At 56.0% G+C, this 18,963-nt stretch carries 12 protein-coding genes; all 12 read left to right on the forward strand.

Annotated elements, in window-relative coordinates:
- Nucleotides 1–629: 629 nt before the first annotated feature.
- The 12 genes from rppH to recD all read left to right on the forward strand — a co-directional run bounded on the left by rppH (nucleotide 630) and on the right by recD (nucleotide 18,961).
- Complete coding sequence (gene rppH, locus AC4IBF_RS04045; protein WP_013098553.1) at nucleotides 630–1,160, forward strand: RNA pyrophosphohydrolase; 531 nt, start codon at nucleotides 630–632, stop codon at nucleotides 1,158–1,160.
- 12 nt (nucleotides 1,161–1,172) lie between these two features.
- Nucleotides 1,173–3,419 (forward strand): phosphoenolpyruvate--protein phosphotransferase, encoded by a 2,247-nt coding sequence (gene ptsP, locus AC4IBF_RS04050; RefSeq protein WP_249576998.1) that lies wholly within the window; start codon nucleotides 1,173–1,175, stop codon nucleotides 3,417–3,419.
- Nucleotides 3,420–3,612: 193 nt separating this feature from the next.
- Nucleotides 3,613–4,488: a prolipoprotein diacylglyceryl transferase gene (gene lgt / locus AC4IBF_RS04055; RefSeq protein WP_127732210.1), complete on the forward strand. Its 876-nt coding sequence runs from the start codon at nucleotides 3,613–3,615 to the stop codon at nucleotides 4,486–4,488.
- A 6-nt stretch (nucleotides 4,489–4,494) separates the two neighbouring features.
- Nucleotides 4,495–5,289, forward strand: coding sequence for a thymidylate synthase (gene thyA / locus AC4IBF_RS04060; protein WP_111966081.1), 795 nt, complete (start codon nucleotides 4,495–4,497; stop codon nucleotides 5,287–5,289).
- A 185-nt stretch (nucleotides 5,290–5,474) separates the two neighbouring features.
- Complete coding sequence (locus AC4IBF_RS04065) at nucleotides 5,475–5,939, forward strand: prepilin peptidase-dependent protein (protein ID WP_111966104.1); 465 nt, start codon at nucleotides 5,475–5,477, stop codon at nucleotides 5,937–5,939.
- The gene (locus AC4IBF_RS04070) at nucleotides 5,930–6,490 is read left to right on the forward strand and encodes a prepilin peptidase-dependent protein (RefSeq protein ID WP_143345478.1); all 561 of its coding nucleotides are present in this window, start codon (nucleotides 5,930–5,932) and stop codon (nucleotides 6,488–6,490) included. Before AC4IBF_RS04065 ends, AC4IBF_RS04070 begins: the two co-directional genes overlap by 10 nt.
- Complete coding sequence (locus tag AC4IBF_RS04075; protein ID WP_127732206.1) at nucleotides 6,487–6,888, forward strand: DUF2509 family protein; 402 nt, start codon at nucleotides 6,487–6,489, stop codon at nucleotides 6,886–6,888. Before AC4IBF_RS04070 ends, AC4IBF_RS04075 begins: the two co-directional genes overlap by 4 nt.
- Nucleotides 6,873–7,196 carry a prepilin-type N-terminal cleavage/methylation domain-containing protein gene (locus AC4IBF_RS04080; protein ID WP_133295081.1) on the forward strand — a complete coding sequence of 108 codons (324 nt, stop codon included), beginning with the start codon at nucleotides 6,873–6,875 and terminating at the stop codon, nucleotides 7,194–7,196. The genes AC4IBF_RS04075 and AC4IBF_RS04080 overlap by 16 nt, the downstream gene beginning before the upstream one ends.
- A 12-nt stretch (nucleotides 7,197–7,208) precedes the next feature.
- Entirely contained in the window at nucleotides 7,209–10,583 is a 3,375-nt protein-coding gene (gene recC / locus AC4IBF_RS04085) for an exodeoxyribonuclease V subunit gamma (protein ID WP_143345477.1), read from the forward strand.
- 139 nt (nucleotides 10,584–10,722) lie between these two features.
- Entirely contained in the window at nucleotides 10,723–13,605 is a 2,883-nt protein-coding gene (gene ptrA / locus AC4IBF_RS04090) for a pitrilysin (protein WP_491463163.1), read from the forward strand.
- A complete protein-coding gene (recB, locus tag AC4IBF_RS04095) occupies nucleotides 13,602–17,144 on the forward strand; it encodes an exodeoxyribonuclease V subunit beta (protein ID WP_491463164.1) in 3,543 nt (1,180 codons plus the stop codon). The genes ptrA and recB overlap by 4 nt, the downstream gene beginning before the upstream one ends.
- A complete protein-coding gene (recD, locus tag AC4IBF_RS04100; RefSeq protein WP_491463165.1) occupies nucleotides 17,141–18,961 on the forward strand; it encodes an exodeoxyribonuclease V subunit alpha in 1,821 nt (606 codons plus the stop codon). Before recB ends, recD begins: the two co-directional genes overlap by 4 nt.
- The last annotated feature ends 2 nt before the right edge of the window (nucleotides 18,962–18,963 follow it).

The raw sequence follows: 18,963 nt of genomic DNA on the forward strand, positions 1-18,963 counted from the left end.
GTTTAACTATTTCTGTACGAATATTTCATGTGCATGATTTATATGTTTTTTTACTGGTTTGAAATCGTTTCACCAGAGTCGGAAAACGGGTTGTTCAAATCTGGTCACTGACAATGAACAGGATCTTACACCATGTTATCCACAGAAAAATGGGATAACTGGGCATAACCCTGACTACTGTTTCAATTTACAGCCTTGACGTGCGTGGAAAATCGAAATTTCAAACAAATTGTGACTAACTTATTGGCACAATCTGTGGATAAAACCGACGCTGTTCGATCTTTCATCAGCACGATGATCCCTGATGTGACGATCGTCACGCTATTCTGTTTTGTGTTCATGGAAATACATTTAACTATATGAAAATAATTGCATTATTGAATTAAGCTAAAAAAGGGGGGACGGCATTGTTTGAGGTTGTTCATTGGTAATTAGACACTTCTTCACAACTATATCCACAGAAAAGGTGAATAAAATTCCTTTTAATGGCTCTCATCTGTTTATAACTCAGCACTTATTTGTGAGTTATTCAAATGTTATTAGGCTGCAGCCCTGTAAGAGAGTGGTTTACCGCCTCCCTGTAGTGTGAAACAATCATTCATATATAAGGTTTAGTTTGGGGTAGTCCGGTGATTGATGACGATGGCTACCGCCCGAACGTAGGAATAGTAATTTGTAATCGTCAGGGCCAGGTAATGTGGGCCCGGCGATATGGTCAGCACTCCTGGCAGTTCCCGCAAGGCGGGATCAATCCGGGAGAGTCCCCAGAACAAGCGATGTACCGGGAGCTTTTTGAAGAGGTCGGTTTGAGCCGGAAAGATGTTCGCATCCTGGCTTCGACCCGCAACTGGTTGCGTTACAAGTTACCGAAACGTTTGGTGCGTTGGGACACAAAGCCGGTTTGTATCGGCCAGAAACAGAAGTGGTTTCTGTTGCAGTTGGTGGGCAACGATTCAGACATCAATATGCAAACCAGCAGTACGCCGGAGTTCGATGGCTGGCGCTGGGTGAGCTATTGGTATCCTGTTCGTCAGGTCGTGTCATTTAAACGCGATGTTTACCGTAGGGTGATGAAAGAGTTTGCAAGTGTGGTCATGCAGCTTCAGGAGATCCCGCCTAAGCCGCAGAGCGCACCTGCCTGGCGACGTAAAAGAGGTTAAGCTACGCAAATCATGCTCACCCGCTTGCGAGAAATAGTCGAGAAGGTGGCCAGCGCTCCGCGTCTGAACGAGGCGCTGAATATTCTGGTCACCGACATCTGTCTTGCGATGGAGACCGAGGTCTGTTCGGTATATCTGGCCGACCACGATCGGCGCTGCTATTACCTGATGGCGACCCGTGGTTTGAAGAAGCCACGTGGACGCACCGTAACGCTCGCATTTGATGAGGGTATCGTCGGTCTGGTTGGGCGGCTGGCTGAACCCATCAACCTTGCTGACGCGCAAAAACACCCCAGCTTTAAATACATCCCTTCCGTAAAAGAAGAGCGCTTCCGCGCTTTCCTTGGCGTACCGATTATCCAGCGTCGCCAGCTGCTCGGCGTACTGGTCGTCCAGCAGCGTGAGCTACGTCAGTATGACGAAAGCGAGGAGTCTTTCCTCGTCACGCTGGCCACGCAGATGGCGGCGATCCTCTCCCAGTCTCAGCTTGCCGCGCTCTTTGGCCAGTATCGCCATACGCGCATTCGTGCCCTTCCGGCATCGCCAGGCGTAGCGATTGCTGAAGGCTGGATGGACGCCACGCTGCCGTTAATGGAGCAGGTTTACGAAGCCTCAACGCTTGATGAAGCGCTTGAGCGCGAGCGTCTTACCGCCGCGCTGGAAGAGGCGGCGAATGAATTTCGTCGTTACAGCAAGCGTTTTGCCGCAGGTGCGCAAAAAGAGACGGCGGCCATTTTCGACCTCTATTCGCACCTGCTTTCCGATGCGCGTCTGCGTCGTGAGCTTTTTGCTGAAGTGGATAAAGGCTCGGTCGCGGAGTGGGCCGTTAAGAAGGTTATCGAGAAATTTGCCGACCAATTTGCGGCATTGACCGACGGTTACCTGAAAGAGCGGGCTGGAGATCTCCGAGCCCTGGGACAACGTCTGCTGTTCCATCTTGATGACACCATTCAGGGGCCGAATGCCTGGCCTCAACGGTTTGTTCTGGTCGCCGATGAACTGTCGGCAACCACGCTGGCTGAACTGCCGCAGGACAGGCTGGCCGGTGTCGTGGTGCGCGATGGTGCCGCCAACTCACACGCCGCCATTATGGTGCGCGCGCTGGGTATCCCTACCGTTATGGGGGCGGACATTCAGCCGTCGGTACTGCACCGCCGTACGCTGGTGGTCGACGGCTATCGCGGTGAGCTGCTGGTCGATCCTGAGCCGGTTCTGCTCCAGGAATACCAGCGTCTTATCAGCGAAGAGAATGAATTAAGCAAGCTGGCGGAAGATGACGTTAACCTGCCCGCACAGCTTAAGAGCGGTGAGCGGATCAAAGTCATGCTCAACGCCGGTTTAAGCCCTGAGCATGAAGAAAAGCTTGGCAGCCGCATCGACGGCATTGGCCTATACCGTACTGAAATCCCGTTCATGCTGCAGAGCGGTTTCCCCTCCGAAGAGGAGCAGGTGGCGCAGTATCAGGGGATGCTGCAGATGTTTAACGACAAACCTGTCACTCTGCGTACCCTGGATGTCGGGGCGGATAAACAGCTCCCCTACATGCCGATCAGCGAAGAAAACCCGTGCCTGGGCTGGCGTGGGATCCGCATAACGCTCGATCAGCCGGAGATCTTCCTGATCCAGGTGCGTGCGATGCTGCGCGCCAACGCGGCGACGGGCAATCTCAGCATCCTGCTGCCGATGGTAACCAGCATTGATGAGATAGACGAGTCGCGGCGGCTGATCGAACGTGCCGGGCGTGAAGTGGAAGAGATGATCGGCTATGCGATCCCGAAACCGCGGATCGGCGTGATGCTTGAAGTGCCGTCTATGGTCTTTATGCTGCCGCAGCTGGCAAACCGTGTTGATTTTATCTCTGTCGGCACGAACGACCTGACGCAATATATTCTGGCCGTCGACCGCAACAATACCCGCGTCGCCAGTATCTACGACAGCCTGCATCCGGCGATCATTCGCGCGTTAGCGATGATTGCCCGTGAAGCGGAGCAGTACGGCATTGATTTACGCCTGTGCGGTGAAATGGCCGGGGATTCCATGTGCGTTGCGATCCTGATTGGTCTGGGATACCGCCATCTGTCGATGAACGGTCGCGCTGTCGCCCGCGTGAAATACCTGCTGCGACATATCGACATCAATGATGCTCGCGAACTCGCAGAACGCAGCCTTGAGGCGCAGCTGGCTGCTGAGGTCCGTCACCAGGTCGCGGCGTTTATGGAACGACGCGGTATGGGCGGCCTAATCCGCGGCGGCCGCTAATCGTCTTTCTCCCTCTCCCGGTGGGAGAGGGCACCAGCGGGCATAACACCCTATACACATCTTTTACATCTCGGGCGCATCCTCCGCGCCCGCCTTATGCTATGATTCGCAACTTTGGAGCCTCTGCTTACGGCAGAATCGCATTTCTACCGCTGTCCACTTTCAGCGGAATAACAACATCTTGTGGTGACAGATGAACAGTGGTTATCTGCATTTTCCGGAATTTGATCCGGTCATTTTCTCAGTAGGACCTGTTTCGCTTCACTGGTACGGTCTGATGTACCTGGTGGGCTTCATTTTTGCCATGTGGCTCGCTGGCCGTCGCGCCAGTCGTCCCGGCAGCGGCTGGACGAAAAACGAAGTTGAAAACCTGCTCTATGCGGGCTTCCTCGGCGTGTTCCTCGGTGGCCGTATTGGGTACGTGCTGTTCTATAACTTCCCTGTATTCCTGAACGATCCCCTCTACCTGTTCCGCGTCTGGGACGGCGGCATGTCCTTCCACGGCGGCCTGATTGGGGTGATCCTGGTGATGGTGATTTTTGCCAAACGCACCAAACGCAACTTCTTCCAGGTTTCGGATTTTATCGCGCCGCTGATCCCGTTTGGTCTGGGTGCCGGTCGTCTGGGTAACTTTATCAACGGTGAGCTGTGGGGCCGCGTCGACCCGAGCGTGCCTTATACGATGCTGTTCCCGGGCTCCCGCGCGGAAGATATCGCGCTGCTGCCATCACATCCGGAGTGGCAGTCCATTTTCGATACCTACGGCGTTCTGCCGCGCCATATGTCTCAGCTGTACGAGCTGGCGCTGGAAGGCGTTGTGCTGTTTATCATTCTCAACCTGTTTATCCGCAAACCGCGTCCGATGGGCGCTGTCTCCGGCCTGTTCCTTATTGGCTACGGCGCATTCCGTATTATCGTCGAGTTCTTCCGTCAGCCAGACGCACAGTTTACCGGCGAATGGGTACAGTACATCAGCATGGGGCAGATCCTCTCCATACCGATGATTGTCGCGGGTACCATTATGATGATTTGGGCGTATCGTCGTCGTCCACAGCAACAAATTTCCTGAGGAACCATGAAACAGTATCTTGAATTGATGAAAAAAGTGCTCGACGAGGGCACGCCGAAAAACGACCGCACCGGCACCGGTACGCTCTCCATTTTTGGCCACCAGATGCGCTTCAACCTGCAAGAAGGCTTCCCTCTGGTGACGACAAAGCGCTGCCACCTGCGCTCGATCATTCATGAACTGCTCTGGTTCCTGCAAGGCGATACCAACATAGCGTATCTGCACGAAAATAACGTCTCAATCTGGGACGAATGGGCAGATGAAAATGGCAACCTGGGCCCGGTTTACGGCAAGCAGTGGCGCGCATGGCCAACGCCTGATGGCCGCCATATTGACCAGATCACCACCGTGATGAACCAGCTGAAAAACGATCCGGACTCGCGCCGCATCATCGTTTCCGCCTGGAACGTCGGCGAGCTGGATAAAATGGCGCTGGCACCGTGCCATGCGTTCTTCCAGTTCTATGTGGCGGATGGGAAGCTCTCCTGCCAGCTCTACCAGCGCTCCTGTGACGTGTTCCTCGGCCTGCCGTTTAACATTGCCAGCTATGCGCTGTTGGTCCACATGATGGCGCAGCAGTGCGATCTGGAAGTGGGGGATTTTGTCTGGACCGGAGGGGATACCCATCTTTACAGCAACCATATGGAACAGACGCATCTCCAGCTGACGCGCGAACCGCGTGCGCTGCCGAAGCTGGTTATCAAGCGCAAACCGGCATCAATCTTCGATTACCGCTTTGATGATTTCGAAATTGAGGGCTACGACCCACATCCGGGCATCAAAGCGCCCGTCGCTATCTGATGCGATAAAGCGTGACACAACCGGTGCTGTTTAGCGCCGGTTTTTTTTTCGCCTATATCCCGTTTCCCGAAGCGCTATCCAGAAAGCGTGCAACGCGCTGCAACTCTTCCAATTCTCCGGATAACGCCTCGTAAAACGATATTTCGATGCTCGTCATGTTCACGGCGCTTCGCCACACTCCCGGTATGAAAAAAGAGAACGGTTTTACGCTTATCGAAACGCTGGTCGCCATATCGCTTGTCGTTATTCTTAGCGCCTCAGGGCTGTACGGATGGGACAGCTGGCAGCGGCAGCAGCGGCTGTGGCAAACCGCCAGTCAGGTGCGAGATTACCTGCTTTTTCTACGCAATCATGCCAACCGCTACAACCGCGACCATCAAATTACCCATCAGCGGGTGGGAGGCCGGGACTGTCTGGTGAGCTCTGCCGCCCAAGGCTGTGAGAAGGGCAGTCCCTTTGTGCTGATACCACTCTGGCCTGAAGTCGCGATCGGCGAGGTAACGCCGTCGCTCGCTTTCTATGGATTAAGGGATACGGCGTGGGCAGGGCGGATACGCGTCCAAAGCCGTGCAGGAGAGTGGCTGATTATTGTCTCAAATGGAGGACGCATCAGGATGTGTAAGGTCATTGGGGGAGGTTCATGTCGATGAGGCAGCGTGGTTTCTCGCTGACTGAAGTTCTGATTGCTACGGCGATTAGCAGTCTTTTGCTGATAAGCGCATCGCGATTTTTACCCGGCTTGCAGCGAGCGGTCTTAGTGCAATCCGGCCAGAGAGAACTAGAGGAAGAGGTCTGGCATCATCTGTTTTCCGTGGGCAAACAGCTTCAGCGTGCGGGGTACTGCGCGGGAAACTGTCAGGGGCAGGCGCTGGTGACCGCGAGGCTTGGAAGTTGCGTCATTGTGCGGTCGGACGCCAACAGTAACGGCAACTGGGATAACAGCGCATCAGAAAATGACAGCACCGGTTTTCGTCTGGAGTCGGGGGCGCTGGAAACCCTGCGTGGAGCGACCTCATGTGAAGGAAAAGGATGGGAAAAGCTTACTGACCCGAGCAGGCTTACGATCGCGCATTTTGTAGTAAGAACAGTGGAGCATGCCGGTTTTGCGCCAGAGGTGAATATCGAAATGGCGGCGATTCGCAAAGGCGAGAAGGGGGAGCCCTGGCAGGCGGTGTATACGGTCACGGGATACAACCTGTGAATCGTCAACGCGGCATATCTTCGCTGGCGCTGGTTCTGCTTTTACTGGTGCTCGGGACACTGATCCTCACGGGTCTCAATCAGCAGCTCATAACGTTTAGCGCGCTCGTTGGCGGCGAGAGCCGCTCGCTTCAGCAGCAGGCGACGGTACAGTCAGCGCTTGAGTGGGGACGGGTTCAGAGCTGGTCGTCAGAGCCCCAGATTCAGTGCAAAAAGACACCTGCGTGGCGAGTGTGTTTGCGCCAGCTGAGTGAGGGGCGCGCGTTACTGATTGCCGGAGACAGCGGCCTGCTGCTCTGGCGCGCAGCAGAGATTGTCGACGGGGAAGTTCGCTTTTTGCCTCACGGCTGGAGTGATTTTTGTCCCCTTAAGGAGAGCGCGTTATGCCAGCTGCCGTGAGCAAAGAAAAAGGGTTTAGCATGGTGGAAGTCCTGCTGGCGATGATGCTGCTGGTGATCGTCGTGACGGCTTTGTCGGGTTATCACCGGGCGCTGGCGGCGCGGTTTACCCTGTTTAACCAGTATCGCCAGCTCTGGCACCATGCCTGGAATCAGTCTCAGCTCTCAACAAATGTTCTCCCTGCAGGCTGGCAGGCCAGTCGGGGGCAGACAACGCACGCAGGATGTGTCAGCATCACGGTTACACTTATTTCTCCTCTGGGGCGGCGCGGTGAGCTAACGCGTCTGCATTGCCCGGTTAGCCAGTAGTCGGGAGCGTCTATGTTAAGGGTCTACCACTCAAATCGTCTGGATGTGCTGGAAGCGCTGATGGAGTTTATCGTTGAGCGCGAGCGGCTTGACGATCCTTTTGAGCCTGAAATGGTGCTGGTGCAGAGCACCGGTATGGCACAGTGGCTGCAAATGTCGCTTTCCCGTAAATTTGGCATAGCCGCAAATATTGATTTCCCGCTGCCCGCGAGCTTTATCTGGGAGATGTTTGTGCGCGTGTTGCCGGACATCCCGGAGCAGAGCGCCTTCAACAAGCAGGCCATGAGCTGGAAGCTCATGGCGCTGCTGCCGGAAATGCTGCAGCATGATGAATTCGCCATGCTGCGCCACTACCTCAATGACGATACCGACAAGCGCAAGCTGTTCCAGCTGGCGTCGCGTACTGCCGATCTCTACGACCAATACCTTGTTTACCGTTCTGACTGGTTAATTCGTTGGGAAGCGGGCGAGCTGGTTGAAGGTCTGCCGGAGGCGCAAATATGGCAGGCACCGCTGTGGAAAGCACTGGTAGAACATACGGAGAAACTTGGGCAGCCTAAGTGGCACCGTGCCAACCTGTACGATCGGTTTATTTCAATACTCGAAAATGCGACAGAGCGTCCAGCAAGACTACCGTCACGCGTTTTTATCTGCGGGATATCCGCTTTACCGCCTGTTTATCTGAAGGCGTTGAATGCGCTGGGTAAACATATTGATATTCATATTTTGTTCACCAACCCTTGCCGACAGTATTGGGGGGATATCCTCGATGAACGCTGGCTTGCGCGTCTGGTAACTCGCCAACGAAAGCGCCTTTTTGAAGAACGGTCCGTCCCGCTGTTTAAGGACGGCTCGACTGCCGGGCAGCTTTTTGACGAAGATGGTATCCAGAACCTGCCCAATCCGCTGCTTGCCTCATGGGGGAAGCTGGGGCGTGACTACATTCACATGCTTTCAGACATCACTTCCTCAGGCGAAGGTGACGTGGATGCCTTTGTCGAGATCGCTCCGGACAGCCTGCTGCATAATATTCAGTTAGATATTCTGGATCTGGAAAACCGTGCCGTCATGGGCGTGACGGCGAACGAGTTCGAACGCAGCGACAGCAAGCGTAAGCTGGACGCTGACGATCGCAGCATCACGATCCATGTTTGCCATAGCCCTCAGCGTGAGGTCGAAGTGCTTCACGACCAGCTGCTGGCGATGCTGCAGGACGATCCCGAACTGACGCCACGTGATATCGTGGTAATGGTGGCGGATATCGACAGCTACAGTCCCTTTATTCAGGCCGTCTTTGGCAGCGCGACGGGCGAGCGATATCTTCCTTATGCTATTTCTGACCGTCGTGCCCGTCAGTCGCATCCGGCATTGCAGGCGTTTATCACTTTACTCTCACTGCCGGATAGCCGCTTTATCTCCGAAGATGTCCTGGCGTTACTGGATGTCCCCGTTCTGTCTGCACGCTTCAACATCAATGAAGAGGGGCTTCGCTACCTTCGCCAGTGGGTGAATGAGTCTGGTGTTCGCTGGGGTATCGATGACGATAACGTTCAGGAGTTCGAACTTCCTCCAACCGGGCAGCACACCTGGCGATTTGGCCTGACGCGTATGCTGCTGGGCTATGCCATGGAGAGCAGTCAGGGCGAGTGGAATGAGGTGCTGCCTTACGATGAGTCCAGCGGGTTAATTGCTGAACTGGTGGGGCATTTAGCATCGCTCCTGATGCAGCTTAACCGCTGGCGACACGAGCTGCTGCAGCCGCGTCCACTTGAAGAATGGCTCCCGGTTTGCAGAGCGTTGCTTAATGATTTCTTCCTGCCGGACAATGACACCGAAGCGGCGATGGCGCTCATTGAAACGCAGTGGCAGGCTATCATCGACGAAGGCGTCAATTCCCACTATCAGGAGGCCATTCCGCTGTCGCTGTTGAGGGATGAGTTGACGCAGCGGCTTGACCAGGAGCGAATCAGCCAGCGTTTCCTGGCAGGCCCCATCAATATTTGCACCCTGATGCCAATGCGTTCAATCCCGTTTAAAGTGGTCTGTTTACTTGGCATGAACGACGGCGTTTATCCTCGCGCGCTCGCGCCGTTGGGGTTCGATTTAATGAGCGCAAATCCAAAACGGGGCGACCGTAGCCGCCGTGATGATGACCGATATCTCTTCCTTGAGGCGCTTATTTCCGCCCAGAGTAAGCTTTATATCAGCTATATCGGCCGTTCGATTCAGGACAACAGCGAGCGTTTCCCCTCCGTTCTGGTGCAGGAACTGGTGGATTATATCGGTCAGAGCCACTACCTGCCGGGGGATGAAGAGCGCAACTGCGATGAAAGCGAGAAGAGGGTGAAAGACCATATCACCTGTTTCCACAGCCGCATGCCGTTTGACCCGGTGAACTATACGGCCAGCGAGCGCCAGAGCTATGCGCAGGAGTGGCTGCCAGCGGCGAAAAAAGAGGGGAATGCGCATACCGATTTTATTCAGGAACTCGACCCTCGCCCTGTCGACACCCTGACCTTCGAGCAGCTTCAGCGGTTTTGGGCGCATCCTGTGCGCGCTTTCTTCCAGCAGCGACTACAGGTCAATTTCCGTTCTGAAGAGAGTGAAATTCCTGATGCAGAGCCGTTTACGCTGGAAGGTCTGGAGCGCTACCAGTTAAACCTGCAGCTGTTGAATGCGCTGGTTGAAGAGGAAGATGCTGAAAAACTTTACCGCCGCTACCGCGCTGCGGGACAGTTGCCTTATGGGGCGTTCGGGGAGATCGTCTGGGAGGCGCAGTGTCAGGAGATGACCGCCCTGGCAGAGCGCGTAAGAGCGTGCCGACAGCCAGGGAATAGTATTGAAATCGATCTCAACTGCAACGGGGTACAGCTCACGGGCTGGTTAACCCAGGTTCAGCAGGATGGGCTGCTTCGCTGGCGGCCTTCAATGCTTAGCGTTTCACAGGGTTTGCAACTCTGGCTGGAACATCTTGTCTACAGTGCGGGTGGGCATAAAGGCGAAAGCCGCATTTTCGTGCGCAAAGAGGGCGAATGGCGCTTCCCGCCAATGGAGTCTGATCAGGCGTTACGGTATCTGTCTTTGTACATTGATGGCTACCGCCAGGGAATGAACAAACCCCTCCTGCTACTGCCGGAAAGTGGCGGCGCCTGGATAAAAGCCTGTTATGACGCGCAGAATGATGCGATGTTAACGGATGAGGCTTCGCTGCAGAAAGCCCGCAGTAAGTTTATGCAGGCCTACGAAGGTAACATGATGGTGCGTGGCGAAGGTGAAGATGTCTGGTATCAGCGCTTATGGCGAACGCTTGAGCCAGAGTACTTTGAGGCTATTACGGAAGAGGCGCAGCGCTACCTGCTGCCGTTGTTTAAATTTAATCAGTCCTGAGCGCTGTATAAAAATTGCGCAGCTAAGGGTGTTCATTTATGATGCACTTCTTATCACGGACTGATGTACCCAAAGAAAGAGATGTTGGCGTGTCCAGCACGCAGTTTGTTTATGATGTAGCCGTGATAAAGAGGTCGTAATGCCAGGCAGCACCTTGTTTAAAGCGTTTGTTTTGTTTATTGCCCTTTGGGCGCCCGTCACTCACGCAGACTCCGGTTGGCAACCCGTTCAGGAAACTATCCGTAAGAGCGAAAAAGATACCCGTCAATATCAGGCTATTCGTCTTGATAACGGCATGACCGTGCTGCTGGTTTCCGACCCGCAGGCGGTGAAATCCCTGTCGGCATTAGTGGTGCCGGTTGGGTCGCTGGAAGATCCTGACGCTCATCCTGGACTTGCACACTATCTGGAACATATGACGCTGATGGGGTCAAAAAAATACCCACAGCCAGATAGCCTGTCCGAATTTCTCAAGATGCATGGCGGTAGCCACAATGCCAGTACGGCACCGTACCGCACGGCCTTTTATCTCGAAGTCGAAAATGATGCGCTGGAAGGGGCAGTCGACCGTCTGGCTGATTCCATCGCCGCGCCGTTGCTGGATAAAAAATACGCCGATCGTGAACGCAATGCGGTGAATGCCGAGCTGACCATGGCCCGCACGCGAGACGGTATGCGCATGGCGCAGGTCAGCGCCGAGACCATCAACCCGGCGCACCCGGGTTCGCGCTTCTCCGGCGGTAACCTCGAAACCTTGAGCGACAAACCGAATAGCCCGGTGCTGGATGCCCTGCACGCGTTTCGCGATAAATACTACTCCGCCAACCTGATGAAAGCGGTCATCTACAGCAATAAACCTTTGCCTGAGCTGGCAGACATGGCGGCCAAAACGTTTGGCCGGGTGCCGAATAAAAATATCGACCTGCCGCAAATAACCGTTCCGGTGGTCACGGACGCGCAAAAAGGTATCGTGATCCACTACGTTCCTGCCATGCCGCGCAAAGTGCTGCGCGTCGAATTCCGCATTGATAACAACACGGCTCAGTTTCGCAGTAAAACCGATGAGCTGGTGACCTACCTGATAGGTAACCGTAGCCTGGGTACGCTGTCTGACTGGCTGCAAAAGCAGGGGCTGGCGGAAGGTATTCGCGCCGATTCCGATCCGGTAGTGAACGGTAATAGCGGCGTACTGGCGATCTCCGCCACCCTGACCGACAAAGGGCTGGCCAACCGCGATGAAGTCGTGGCGGCTATCTTTAGCTACCTCGCTTTGCTGCGCGAGAGAGGCGTCGATAAGCGCTATTTTGATGAACTCGCGCACGTGCTGGATCTCGACTTCCGCTACCCATCCATAACCCGCGACATGGACTATGTGGAGTGGCTGGCGGATACCATGATCCGCGTGCCGGTGGAACATACCCTCGACGCGGTAAATATTGCCGACCAGTATGATGCCGGGGCGGTAAAAGCCCGCCTGGCGATGATGACGCCGGAGAATGCCCGCATCTGGTACATCAGCCCGAACGAACCGCATAACAAGACGGCGTACTTTGTCGATGCCCCTTATCAGGTGGATAAAATCAGCGCCCAGACCTTCGCCGACTGGCAGAAGAAGGCCGGGGAGATTGCGTTGAAGCTGCCGGAGCTGAACCCCTATATTCCGGATGATTTTTCGCTTATCAAAACGACGAAAGATTACCCGCATCCAGAACTCATCATTGATGAGCCAACGCTGCGCGTTGTGTATACTCCAAGCCGCTATTTTGCCAGTGAGCCAAAAGCCGATGTCAGCGTGGTGCTGCGTAACCCGAAAGCAATGAACAGCGCCAAAAATCAGGTGATGTTCGCACTCAATGACTATCTCGCCGGTATCGCTCTCGATCAGCTCAGCAACCAGGCCGCCGTGGGCGGGATCAGCTTCTCCACCAATGCCAATAACGGTTTGATGCTTAATGCAAACGGCTATACCCAGCGCTTGCCTCAGCTGTTCCAGGCCTTGCTGGAGGGCTACTTCAGCTACACGCCGACGGAAGAGCAGCTTGAGCAGGCTAAATCCTGGTATGCCCAGATGATGGATTCTGCCGAGAAGGGCAAGGCCTACGATCTTGCGCTTATGCCGGCGCAAATGCTGTCGCAGGTTCCTTATTTCCAGCGAGAGGAGCGCCGCGCGCTGCTGCCTTCCATCTCCTTAAAAGACGTGCTGGCGTACCGCGACGCGCTGAAAACCAATACGCGTCCGGAGTTCCTGATTATCGGCAACATGAGTGAGGAGCAGGCTAAAACCCTGGCGCAGAATGTTCGCACTCAGCTCGGCTCTAAAGGCGACGAGTGGTGCCGCAACCAGGACGTGCTGGTTGAGAAAAAGCAAAATGTGATTTTTGAAAAGGCGGGTAACAGCACGGACTCCGCGCTGGCCGCGGTATTTGTGCCAACGGGCTATGATGAATTCGCCAGCTCGGCGCAGAGTGCCGTGCTGGGACAGATTATTCAGCCGTGGTTCTATAACCAGTTACGCACAGAGGAGCAGCTTGGCTACGCGGTATTTGCCTTCTCCATGAACGTCGGTCGTCAGTGGGGGCTGGGTTTCCTGCTGCAAAGCAGCGATAAACAACCGGCGTATCTCTGGCAGCGTTATCAGGCCTTCTTCCCGCAGGTGGAAGCAAAACTGCGTGCCATGAAGCCGGAAGAGTTTGCTCAGATCCAGCAGGCCGTCATCGCGCAGGTGATGCAGCCGCCGCAGACGCTGGGTGAAGAAGCCTCTCAGCTGAGCAAAGATTTCGATCGCGGTAATCTGGAATTTGATTCGCGTGATAAAGTAGTGGCCGAGATAAAACAGCTGACGCCGCAGAAGGTTGCCGACTTCTTCCATCAGGCGGTCATTAAGCCGCAGGGAATCACCATCCTGTCTCAGGTTTCCGGTAGCCAGAACGGGAAAACGGAGTACGTGAACCCTAAAGGCTGGAAAGTCTGGAAGAGCGTCAGCGCGCTGCAGCAATCTATGCCCTGGAGTAAGAAAGAATGACCGATACCGCTGAGTCCCTTGATCCCTTACGTTTACCTCTGCAGGGTGAACGATTGATTGAAGCCTCAGCGGGAACGGGAAAAACCTTCACCATTGCCGCCCTCTATCTGCGTCTGCTGCTGGGGCTTGGCGGCAACGCAGCTTTTCCACGCCCTTTGAGCGTGGAAGAGCTGCTGGTGGTCACCTTCACCGAGGCCGCTACCGCGGAGCTGCGGGGCCGTATTCGTACCAATATCCACGAGCTGCGCATCGCCTGTCTGCGTCAGAGCACGGATAACCCTCTCTACGCCAGCCTTCTGGAAGAGATTGCCGATAAGCAGCAGGCGGCCCAGTGGCTGCTGCTCGCTGAACGGCAGATGGACGAAGCGTCCGTCTTTACCATTCACGGTTTTTGCCAGCGTATGCTGAGCCTGAATGCGTTCGAGTCCGGAATGCTGTTCGAACAGCAGCTCATTGAAGATGAATCCGTGCTTCGCTATCAGGCCTGCGCGGATTTCTGGCGTCGCCACTGCTACCCCTTACAGCGTGATATTGCCGAAGCGGTACACGCGCTCTGGAAAGGCCCGGAGGCGCTGCTGCGCGCGATCGATCGTTATCTCCAGGGGGAAGCGCCGATAATCAAATCCCCGCCGCCGGCAGATGAAACCCTGGCCTCGCGGCATGAAAAAATCATCGCGAAAATTGCGGACATCAAGCAAAAATGGATGGAGTCAGTCGGTGAGATTGACGCCATCATCGAAAATTCCGGCATCGATCGTCGCAAGTTCAACCGCGGCAATCAGGGGAAATGGATCGACAAGATCAGCGCCTGGGCGCAGGAAGAGACGCGGGGCTATCAGCTCCCGGATGCGCTGGAGAAATTCTCCCAGCGTTTCCTGGCTGAGCGGACCAAAGCCGACGGCATTGTGCCTGAGCATCCCCTGTTTGTGGCAATAGAAACCCTGCTGGCGGATAACCTTACGCTCAACGATCTGATGATCGCTCGCGCCATGACCGAAATTCGCGAAGCCGTGGCGCGCGAGAAACGCCGCCGGGGTGAACTGGGTTTCGACGATATGCTGAGCCGCCTTGATGCGGCGCTGTGCAGTGAAAACGGCGAAGCGCTTGCCGCCGCGATTCGCACCCGCTTCCCGGTTGCGATGATAGACGAATTTCAGGACACCGACCCTCAGCAGTACCGCATTTTCCGCCGTATCTGGCGCCAGCAGCCCGGTACCGCGCTGTTGTTAATCGGCGATCCGAAACAGGCCATCTACGCCTTCCGCGGGGCGGATATTTTCACCTATATGAAAGCCCGCAGCGAGGTTGACGCGCACTACACGCTCGATACCAACTGGCGCTCCTCTCCCGGCATGGTGGAAAGCGTCAACGCGCTCTTTAGCCGCATGGATACGGCGTTTATGTTTCGGGAGATCCCGTTTCAGCCGGTAAAATTTGCCCCGAAAAATGCCTCGCTGCGCTTCGAGTTTAACGGCGTGACGCAGCCTGCCATGAACTTCTGGCTGCTGGATGGGGAAGGCTGCGGCGTTGCCGACTATCAAAATGCCATGGCCCAACACTGTGCTGCGCAAATCCGTGACTGGCTCAGTGCCGGGGCGCGGGGCGAGGCGCTGCTTTGGAAGGGGGATAACCCCACCCCGGTAAAGGCATCGGATATTACGGTGCTGGTGCGCAGCCGTCAGGAGGCCGCATTAATCCGAGACGCACTGACGTTACTGAATATCCCCTCCGTCTATCTATCGAACCGTGACAGCGTCTTTGAAACGCTGGAAGCGCAGGAGATGTTATGGCTGCTCCAGGCCGTGCTGGCCCCGGAGCGGGAAAGTACATTGCGTAGCGCATTAGCCAGCGCGATGCTCGGACTGAACGCGCGGGATATAGATGCGCTCAACAATGACGAAGCCGCGTGGGATGCTGTGGTAGAGGAGTTTGTGCGCTACCGCGAAAAATGGCAGAAGCGTGGAGTTATGGCGATGGTGCGCGAGCTCATGGCACAGCGCCACATTGCGGAGAATATGCTGGCTACCGCAGGCGGCGAGCGTCGTTTGACCGATATTTTGCACATCAGCGAAATCTTGCAGGAAGCCGGTACGCAGCTGGAGAGCGAGCACGCCCTGGTGCGATGGCTGGCGCAGCAGATTGCCGATCCGAACAGCAATTCATCCAGCCAGCAGATGCGCCTCGAGAGTGATAAACATCTGGTGCAGATCGTCACCATTCACAAGTCGAAAGGCCTGGAATATCCGCTGGTCTGGCTGCCGTTTATCGCCAATTACCGCGTGCAGGATCAGGCTTTTTACCACGATCGCGAATCTTTTGAGGCGGTGCTCGATCTCAGCAACGCGGAGTCCAGCGTTGAGCTGGCCGAAGCCGAGCGTCTGGCGGAAGACCTGCGCCTGCTTTACGTGGCGCTGACCCGTTCGGTATGGCACTGCAGCCTGGGCGTTGCGCCGCTGTTCCGTCGCCGTGGCGAAAAGATCGGGGAGAGCGATTTTCATCTGAGCGCGCTGGGGCGGCTTATTCAGCAGGGTGAGCCTAAAGACGCGGCGGGCCTGCGCCAGTGCATCGAATCGCTTTGCACTGAGCATGTTGCCCTGCATATTCCATCGCTGCCCGATAACAGCCGCTGGCACATGCCGGATCTGCACGAGTCAGATCTCCATGCCCGTCAGGTGGTACGTACCATTGCCGACGACTGGCGCGTTACTAGCTACTCCGGCTTACAGCAGCACGGGCAGAGTATTGCGCAGGATCTGATGCCAAAACTGGACGTGGATGCCGCAGGAGCCGGTAGCGTACCCGTTGAGCCTGTGCTGACGCCACACCAGTTCCCGCGCGGCGCTTCGCCGGGCACGTTTTTGCACAGCCTGTTTGAAGAGCTGGATTTCACCCAGCCGGTTTCCGAAGAGTGGGTGCTGAAGATGTTACAGAGCGGTGGTTACGACGCACAGTGGCAGCCGGTTCTCACCGACTGGATCCGCGCGGTTCTGCACGCGCCGCTCACGACGCAGGGGATTTCGCTGAATCAGTTGACCGCCAAAGATAAGCAGGTGGAGATGGAGTTTTATCTCCCCATCGCCAGCCCGCTCAGGGCCGAGGCGCTTGATGCGCTGATCCGCGAGTACGATCCGCTATCTGCCGGATGCCCGCCGCTGAATTTCCGCCAGGTGCAGGGGATGCTCAAAGGCTTTATCGACCTGGTTTTCCGCCACGAAGGACGCTACTACCTGCTGGATTACAAATCGAACTGGCTCGGTGACAGCAGTGAAGCCTATACCCAACAGGCGATGGCGTCGGCAATGCAACTGCATCGCTACGATCTGCAGTACCAGCTTTACACCCTGGCGCTACACCGTTACCTGCGCCATCGCATGGCCAATTATCGTTACGAAGCGCATTTTGGCGGCGTGATTTACCTGTTCCTGCGCGGCGTGGATGCTAACGACCCGCGTTCCGGCATCTTTAGCACGCGTCCGGCTGAGGAACTGATTGAAAAAATGGATAACCTGTTTGCCGCAGGCACGGAGGAGGTGGCATGACGATGCAGGCGCTACTGCTGGACGCGGTTGAACAACGATTACTGCGCCACCTGGACGTGCAGTTTGCCATGATGGTGGCAGGTGAGGAGCCTGCCGTCATGCTTGCCGCAGCCATTCTTAGCAAAGACGCGGGAGAGGGGCACGTGTGCCTGCCGCTGTCGCGTCTGGCGGTGGATGAGAAAATGCCTCCGGCTTTACAGGCGTGTTTCGCGCAGCTTGGTGACGCAGTGGACTGGCAGGAGATATTACTCGGCTCGCCTGCCGTAAGCGGAGCCGATACCGGGACGCCGATGATCCTTGTCGGCGAACGTTTGTATCTTAACCGGCTGTGGCGTAACGAACTGACGGTGGCACGCTTCTTCAGTGAGAGCAACGCCCCGCTTCCCTGCGATGAAACGCAGCTCCGGCAAACGCTGGATGCGCTGTTTATATCTGACGATGCGACAGACTGGCAGAAAGTGGCAGCTGCCGTGGCGTTAACGCGTCGGATCTCGGTCATTTCTGGCGGTCCGGGCACCGGGAAAACGACCACCGTGGCAAAACTGCTCGCCGCGCTGATTCAATTATCGGGGGAGCAAAAGTGCCGTATTCGCCTGGCGGCCCCCACCGGTAAAGCCGCTGCGCGTCTGACGGAGTCGTTAGGCGGCGCGCTGCAAAAGCTGCCGCTTACCGGGGAGCAGCTTGCACTTTTTCCCAATGAAGCCAGCACGCTGCACCGTTTGCTTGGCGCACAGCCTGGCAGTCAGCGTCTGCGCTACCATGCCGGTAACCCGCTGCACCTGGATGTGCTGGTGGTGGATGAAGCCTCAATGATTGATCTGACGATGATGTCGCGTTTGATTGATGCGCTACCGCCGCACGCGCGCGTCATTTTCCTCGGCGATCGTGACCAGCTTGCCTCCGTAGAGGCGGGGGCCGTGCTGGGCGATATTTGCACCTATGCCAGTCTGGGATATACCGCTGAACGCGCTCAGGAATTAGCCCGTCTCACCGGATGTACGCTCACCTCTGAAAGCCACTCGCTTGCAGGGGCGTTGCGCGACAGCCTGTGTCTGCTGCAGAAAAGCTACCGTTTCGGCAGCGATTCCGGCATCGGCCAGCTTGCGGCGGCCGTAAACCGGGGAGACAGACACGCCACCTCAGCGGTGTTTGCCGGAACCTTTACGGATATTGAGAAAAAATTGCTGCAAAACGGGGAAGAGTATCAGGCGATGCTGGACGACGCTCTGCAGGGGTATCAGCACTTTCTGACAAGCGTACAACAGCAAAGTGCGCCTGAGCAGATCATTGCCGCGTTTGGCGAATACCAGCTGCTCTGTGCGCTGAGGGAAGGCCCCTTTGGCGTCCGGGGTCTCAACGACAGGCTGGAACAGCTGCTGGCGCAAAAACGCAAAATTAACCGTACCCCGCATTCGCGCTGGTATGAAGGGCGACCGGTGATGATCTCCCGTAACGACAGCGCGCTGGGGTTGTTTAACGGTGATATCGGGATTGCGCTCGACTGCGGTCAGGGACTACGCGTCTGGTTCCAGATGCCGGACGGGAGCGTGAAGTCCTTCCAGCCCAGCCGTTTACCCGAGCATGAAACCGCCTGGGCGATGACGGTGCATAAATCTCAGGGCTCCGAATTTAACCATGCGGCGCTGATCCTGCCTACGCAGCTTTCACCCGTTATTACCCGCGAGCTGATCTATACCGCCATTACGCGCGCGCGTCAGCGCCTGTCGCTTTATGCCGATGAACGGGTGCTGGTGCAGGCGATCGCCACCCGTACGGAACGCCGAAGCGGGCTGGGCGCGATATTTGAGTCCCTCTGAAC

The sequence above is a fragment of the Enterobacter sp. Taxon_8 genome (genome assembly GCF_058354585.1).